The following is a 6,478-nucleotide window of genomic DNA, read 5'->3' as shown; positions in this document are numbered from 1 at the left end:
AAGGATTCTAAATGACTCTCTTACTATGAAATATCTAGGGATTTAAAATCAATTTTTAGATTTTCAAATATACCTACTTTTATTTCATCATTAAATGTATAAAATGAAGGTGCTCCATAAACATCGCTATCTAAACTATATACTAATATACTCTTTTGCATAGAATTAACAATCCAATACTCTTTAACCTTATATTCTTCATATAAACTTAACTTTTTAATATAATCATTACTAGGATTAAAAGGAGAAACAACCTCAACAATCATATCTGGGGATCCAGTACAGCCTTTATCAGTTAATTTACTTTTATCACAAATAACAGATATATCAGGTTGAACGATATTTTTTGATTTTTTTATATCTTCATCATCCTTTTTAAGAACTACATCAAAAGGAGCAGGATATACCTTACAGTTTCCATTATTAACTTTTATATAATTCCTTATTTCTGACGAAATTTCCATTATTATTTCTTGATGTATTCTACTAGGTGCTGGTGACATTGCAAAAATTCTCCCATCTATAATTTCAACCACTTCATCCTCTGTAAATTTTAAATAATCATCATAAGTATAGATTTTATTTTTTGCTGCATTAGTAGACATTAAATCACTTCCTTTACTATGTACTTATTTCTCTTAGATCTAATAAGCTTCTATTCAAATACTTACCTTTATTATATCCTAATTCTTTAACCTTTTAAACCAGGAAAACAGATGATTTTAGTCATCTGTTTTTTATAATTTAAATTTATTTAATTATTCTTTTATTGATGATACTCGTACTTGTTTTCCATTTGGAAATTTATTCTACCATGGGTTGTTTAGGAGGACAGTTTTGCTGAATTCACTTACTAATCCAATTCATCTTCCTGTAATTTTTTAAATTCTTCAAACTCACTTTCTACAAATTTTATGTAAAGTTCCGCTCTATCCTTATATTTAAAATAATTTAATATAAAGCTAGAATCAATAATTTTTTCTTTCTTATTTCCTATAAACATATTATAACTAGACCATATATACTCTGCTGGATTTTTAACCATTTTAGCTCTTACAGGATTTAAATGTATATATCTACTTGTTTCTAACATTTGTATATCATTTTCAATTAACTCCGAATAATATCTATCTTGAAATAAATGTCCTATATAATTATACTTTTTATTAAAATATCTTGTATATGCTGCACTTATTCTTCCCATTAATTTTCCTAGTACTTCTATGTCTGTTTTTATCATTAAATGTACATGATTATCCATTAGACAGTAGCAAATAACTTTATAGTTATAATTTATATAATAAAGTAACGCTTCTTCTATTATATTTAGATAATATTCAAAATCCTCTTTATCTCTAAATATATCATTTCGTCTATTTCCTCTTACTGTAACGTGGTATGTTGCCCCTTTATACCATTCTCTTTTTCGTGTCATTAACTTCACCTCTTGATAATTCCTTTTACTAATTCTTAACAAGAAGCTTAATTTTTAATCTCTTATTTCTTATATATGGAAATTTATTCTACCCTGGGTTCCTGTGCACTATTGTTTGAAACTATCACATTTTAGGATATAATAAAAGTATAATATAACTGGAGGTGTTAGTATGACTTTAGCCCAAAAATTATTAGAAGTTATTGAAAATATTTCTGATGAAAAATTGCACGAAATTATTGATTTTGCAGAATATTTAAAATCTAAGGAATTAAAAGAAACTAAATCTTTAATTGATTCATTAGTCTCTGAATATGATGAAGCATTAAAGGAGCTTGCTAAATAATGAAAAACTTAACTATTGAAGATATAATTTATATAAATAAATTAACAATAAGAAGACATGGGGGTACCCACGGAATAAAGAATATTTCATTAATTGAAAGCTCATTAAACTGTGGAGTTGCAACTTTCGATGGTGAAGATTTATATCCAACTCTTGAAGATAAAATTTCTATGATTTCCTACTCATTTATAAAAAATCATGGGTTCAATGATGGAAATAAACGTGTAGGTTGTATAGTTTTGTTAACTCTTTGTTATAAAAATAATATAGCTGTTAAACCTTCGCAACAAGATTTAATTAACCTAGGACTCGGAGTTGCAAGTGGAGTTTTAGATAAAAATGATATTAGAAATTTTATATTGAAAAATTAAATATAATCAACTTTACTATATCTAAAAAGTATAATAAAAAGTTAAAAAACTCATTTTATTATACTTTTCTTTATTTTTTAATATAACTGGTTTAAATTCTTAATAAAAAGTAAAATTTTTAATCTTATACAACTTATATTTGGAAACTTCTTCTACCCTGGGTTGCTTACGAAGGAGAGAAACGACTGAGTTTGCTAATCACTTCATCTTCAGGCCCCTTACTTATTTCCATAGAATTAATATAACTGCCTTTTCCTATAGAAAATAAAGGTAAATTCATTTTATTACCACTACTTGTCTTAAATATCCTCGTAATATCTGCCGAATCAATATGAATCAATACATAATCACCTCCCCTTTTAGAATAATTAGATTAATTCTTCTAAAGTTACCATTATTCAAGAATATAGAGTTAATTTTTTAGCTTTTCCATCATATTCTTTATTCGAATAATCTGCTTATTTATGGAGTATTTATCTTCAATAAAATCTCTATATTTTATTGAATCATATTCTTTTTCTATAATCATATCAGTAGATTCATTTATTGTACTCCAAATATATTCATGCTTATATATACTTCTAGCTCCTACAAAATTATGAATAATAGGTTTTATTCCCTTTGCCATTGCTTGCATAACACTCATATTTTGAGATTCAAGTATACTTGTGCATAAAATATAGTTTTTGTCTTCTAACCATATATTTAAATCACTTTGCCATCCTTCAAAAAATACATTTCTCTCGATTCCAAATTCTTTTGTCATCTGCTTAAAATATAACACATCTCTATCATCCTGAAACTGTCCCGCAATATATAATTTATATCTGTTATCCCTATCATAAATAGCTTTAAAGGTATGCAATAATAACATAGGTCCTTTTTTGTAATTTATGTATCCAACATAAGCAATATTAAAGCCAATATTTCTTACCTTAAAAGTATATTTATCTATATCTACTCCATTTGCTATAACGGTAGTTTTATTCTTATCCACTTTAAACTTTTCCACTACAAAATCTCTAATATGTTCCGCAACAAATATAATTTTATTTACATCATTCCAATTTACATTTTTAGGATAGTCAGTAAATGCCTCATAACTATGAAGCCTACAAATAATTTTCTTTTCTTTTGCTAACTTATGTTTACTACCATAAGCTACAAGTTCATCGCACCACTCAAACCAACATATATCAGCCCATTCCATCCATTCATCAATCTCTTTAAAATTCCTTACGGTTACTTTTTTAGTTTCATATTCTTTAGATAATTCATTTATTATATCCCATATAAACTTATCATCACCTTTAGAGAAAAATACTATTTTCTTTCTGTTTTCTACTATAAGATTATCATGATGATCTTTGATTCTGTTAATACTATCACTTATTTCATTTTTCATATTAGTATTAGTACAATATTTTTCAGCTTTACTATAGTAGTCTATTGCTAGATTAAACTTCTCTAATTGCTCATAGACATACCCTAAATTGTAATTTAAATCAAAATTATTCTTATCTATTTCCAATCCATTTTTCAGTATTGATTCCCCATCTTCTAACCTATTCTCCACAATTGCAATAACTGCTTTCATGGAACAAATATCTAGATCTTCTTTTATTATATTCTCATACTCTTCAATAATTTTCTTAGCATTTATTAAATTGTTATCATTTATTAATTCAGTTAAAACCTTTTTTACTTTTTTCTTATACTCATTCATTTCATCAGAATTTTGAACTAAATCTTGAGATACTTCCTTCCCTAACATCTCAACTCCCTTTTTCATATACTTACAAGAGCTTAAAGCCATTCTAATATTTCTTAAATATTTAGACTTATCCTGCTTATATTTCTCTGCTAAATACATGTACATTAAGAACAAGTCTTCCTCTTCTTTAATAATATTGACTAACTCATTTTCTATAACATTCTCATTATAGACTTGTTCCAGATAATAATATCCACTTTTTAAGTAACTTTCAAATATCTCCTTATATTGACTATCACTAATACAATTTGATTTAAAAAGATATATAGCTAATACCTTACTTATTCTAGCTGAACTAATATTTAAGTCTTTGTTTCCAAACTCCTTTATATATGCATATATCTTTAATCCTAAATCATCGTACTTATTCATTAAAAGATTAAAATACTCTTTTATTTTAAAATCATTTGTTTTATCCAATAAATCTTCTAAAGATATTTTTTTACATAAAGAAAAATATAATAAATCGCCATAATAGCTTGGTAAATTATTGAAATTAAATATCTTTACTTTATCTTCTAAGCCTTCATAATCATGCTCTAATTCAATTCTTAGTTTATTTAACAAAGAATACTTTGTATCTCCATCAGAGAAAGCTTGATATACTCTTTTCCTTGTTTGGGGAGTAACACTTACAATATATTTTTCTAAAGCACTTAAAAAGTTTTCTTCTAATCCTGAATGCTTTTTCACTAACTCATAATCATAATAACGCTTTAATTCCTCAAACACATTTAATTTTCCATGCAATATAATTATTCTGTTTAAAGCAGCCTGTAAAATGCTATCTGAATCTATTTTCTTTAAATATTCTAAGGAAGTTTCAAATTCTCCTATTCTATCATAAAGTACACTTAAATCAAGATAAGCATTTTCATATTTTCCAAGGGTATCGTTAACTATTGTAATATTCTTACTTGTCTGAGATATGCTATAATTGCTAACCTTATCTAAGTATGTACTATAATTTTTAATTGACTGTTCATTTTTATTCATCATATATTGAGCTCTTGCCAAATAAAAATATAAATCTATATAAATATTATCTTCTTTAATTATTTCATTACAAATTTCTTCAACTTCTTTATATTTGTTATTTCTCAAGTAAGTTTTAGCTAATTGCCCATATACATATAAATAGTCATTTATATGTAATTTGTTTACTTTTATTAAATTATATGCCTTACATATGGGTTCTAAAGATTCTTCAATGTCTCCATGCATTGCATAGGAAACAGACAACTGAAATAAATAATAGATGTTTTCTGGATCTTTTTTTAATTCACCTTTTAATATAGTTGCTGTTCTCTTAAATTTCCTTTCCATTAACTCCTTATCATCATTAATATAACCATAATGTATCCATTCTGAATTCAACATAATAATAGGTTTTTTAAGTTTCGGTTGATTATGAATTGCTCCCTTGAAACAAAAACTATCATAGTTCTTAAAAAGTCTTGGTGCTAAAAGTACAGAAAAGTTTTTTTCATTTTCTGTAGAGGTAAAACTTTTTATTGACACACATGCTGTATTATATTCTTTATGCTTATTAAATTTAAAGAATTCTATTATTCCATTTGGGTCATTTATAATCTCATCCCCATCAATATACATAAACCATTCCCCATTAGAATAACTAATAGTAGTATTTCGCATTTTTGAAAAATCATTTTCCCATTTATGATAATATACCTTATCTGTAAATTCTTTTGCAATTTCAACAGTATTATCCGTAGAACCTGTATCTACAATAATTAATTCTGAATCTATTACATCTCTAATTGATTGTAAACTCTCTAAACATTTTCTAAGATACTTTGATTCATTTTTAACCATCATTCCAATACTTAGTAACATATATTATTTCCTCCTGTGTATTTCTTATTATTTTTATACAAAATTCAGTAAATTCTCTATGAAAATAATAAAATAAAATAGGATAGAAACTTTCCATCCTATTTTATTTTAATTAATTTGATTATTGATTAAAGAAAACTCAACTCCCATTCAGTCACTGACAACAATTCACACAATTTTAGAAAAGTACTAAAATTGCTTCACTGCTTATCTTAATAATTGAAGAACTCCCTGTGGTTGTTGATTAGCTTGAGCAAGCATTGCTTGGGCAGCTTGTGATAAAATATTATTCTTTGAGAAATTCATCATTTCTTTTGCCATATCTACGTCTCTAATTCTTGATTCTGACGCTTGTAGATTTTCTGTTGTAGTTCCTAAGTTGTTAACTATGTGTTCTAATCTATTTTGTAATGCACCATATTTTGCTCTTTCTGTATTAACTTGATCTATTGCTGAATCGATAGCCACTGCAGTACTTACTGAATTTGCACCAGTAGCTAAATTTAATGATGCTGCACCAATAACTAGGCTATTTCCCGTATCATCAATTATTATTGTTGCCGCTGCCATTGCTGAAGCACCATTAAACTTAGTATTAGAAGTAATATTAGTTATTTCTGCTGCCAAAGCTGTCATCTCTTCTGCAACATTAGCCCTATCTGCTGTACTATAAGTACCAGTATTAGATTTTTGTA

Annotated in this window: 7 protein-coding genes; 2 read left to right on the top strand and 5 right to left on the bottom strand. The window is 26.3% G+C overall.

The features are described 5' to 3' along the window. Positions 1 to 23: 23 nt before the first annotated feature. Positions 24 to 605, bottom strand: a complete 582-nt coding sequence (locus A500_RS17590) for a Uma2 family endonuclease (RefSeq protein WP_016208923.1) — start codon at positions 603 to 605, stop codon at positions 24 to 26. A gap of 248 nt (positions 606 to 853) precedes the next feature. Then, entirely contained in the window at positions 854 to 1,435 is a 582-nt protein-coding gene (locus A500_RS17585; RefSeq protein ID WP_016208922.1) for a transposase, read from the bottom strand. Positions 1,436 to 1,607: 172 nt separating this feature from the next. Between A500_RS17585 and A500_RS20120 the strand changes: the two genes are divergently transcribed. After that, positions 1,608 to 1,781 (top strand): DUF2281 domain-containing protein, encoded by a 174-nt coding sequence (locus A500_RS20120; protein WP_016208921.1) that lies wholly within the window; start codon positions 1,608 to 1,610, stop codon positions 1,779 to 1,781. Beyond that, positions 1,781 to 2,152 carry a type II toxin-antitoxin system death-on-curing family toxin gene (locus A500_RS17580; protein WP_016208920.1) on the top strand — a complete coding sequence of 124 codons (372 nt, stop codon included), beginning with the start codon at positions 1,781 to 1,783 and terminating at the stop codon, positions 2,150 to 2,152. Before A500_RS20120 ends, A500_RS17580 begins: the two co-directional genes overlap by 1 nt. A gap of 166 nt (positions 2,153 to 2,318) precedes the next feature. Here A500_RS17580 and A500_RS20595 read toward each other — a convergent pair whose 3' ends face one another. The 3 genes from A500_RS20595 to A500_RS17570 all read right to left on the bottom strand — a co-directional run. Beyond that, positions 2,319 to 2,492 (bottom strand): hypothetical protein, encoded by a 174-nt coding sequence (locus tag A500_RS20595; protein WP_157453701.1) that lies wholly within the window; start codon positions 2,490 to 2,492, stop codon positions 2,319 to 2,321. A gap of 72 nt (positions 2,493 to 2,564) precedes the next feature. After that, positions 2,565 to 5,783 (bottom strand): glycosyltransferase, encoded by a 3,219-nt coding sequence (locus tag A500_RS19760; RefSeq protein WP_016208919.1) that lies wholly within the window; start codon positions 5,781 to 5,783, stop codon positions 2,565 to 2,567. Between the two features lie 207 nt (positions 5,784 to 5,990). Beyond that, on the bottom strand, positions 5,991 to 6,478 hold a 488-nt coding region (locus A500_RS17570), incomplete at its 5' end, for a flagellin (protein ID WP_016208918.1).

The organism is Clostridium sartagoforme AAU1 (genome assembly GCF_000401215.1).
GTDB lineage: Bacteria > Bacillota > Clostridia > Clostridiales > Clostridiaceae > Clostridium > Clostridium sartagoforme.
This window is presented reverse-complemented; position numbering and strand designations above follow the sequence as displayed.

Bases quoted from the DNA above. Each gene is read 5' to 3' on its own strand.
- A500_RS17590 (WP_016208923.1), bottom strand. From the start codon at position 605: ATGTCTACTAATGCAGCAAAAAATAAAATCTATACTTATGATGATTAT.
- A500_RS17585 (WP_016208922.1), bottom strand. From the start codon at position 1,435: ATGACACGAAAAAGAGAATGGTATAAAGGGGCAACATACCACGTTACA.
- A500_RS20120 (WP_016208921.1), top strand. From the start codon at position 1,608: ATGACTTTAGCCCAAAAATTATTAGAAGTTATTGAAAATATTTCTGAT.
- A500_RS17580 (WP_016208920.1), top strand. From the start codon at position 1,781: ATGAAAAACTTAACTATTGAAGATATAATTTATATAAATAAATTAACA.
- A500_RS19760 (WP_016208919.1), bottom strand. From the start codon at position 5,783: ATGTTACTAAGTATTGGAATGATGGTTAAAAATGAATCAAAGTATCTT.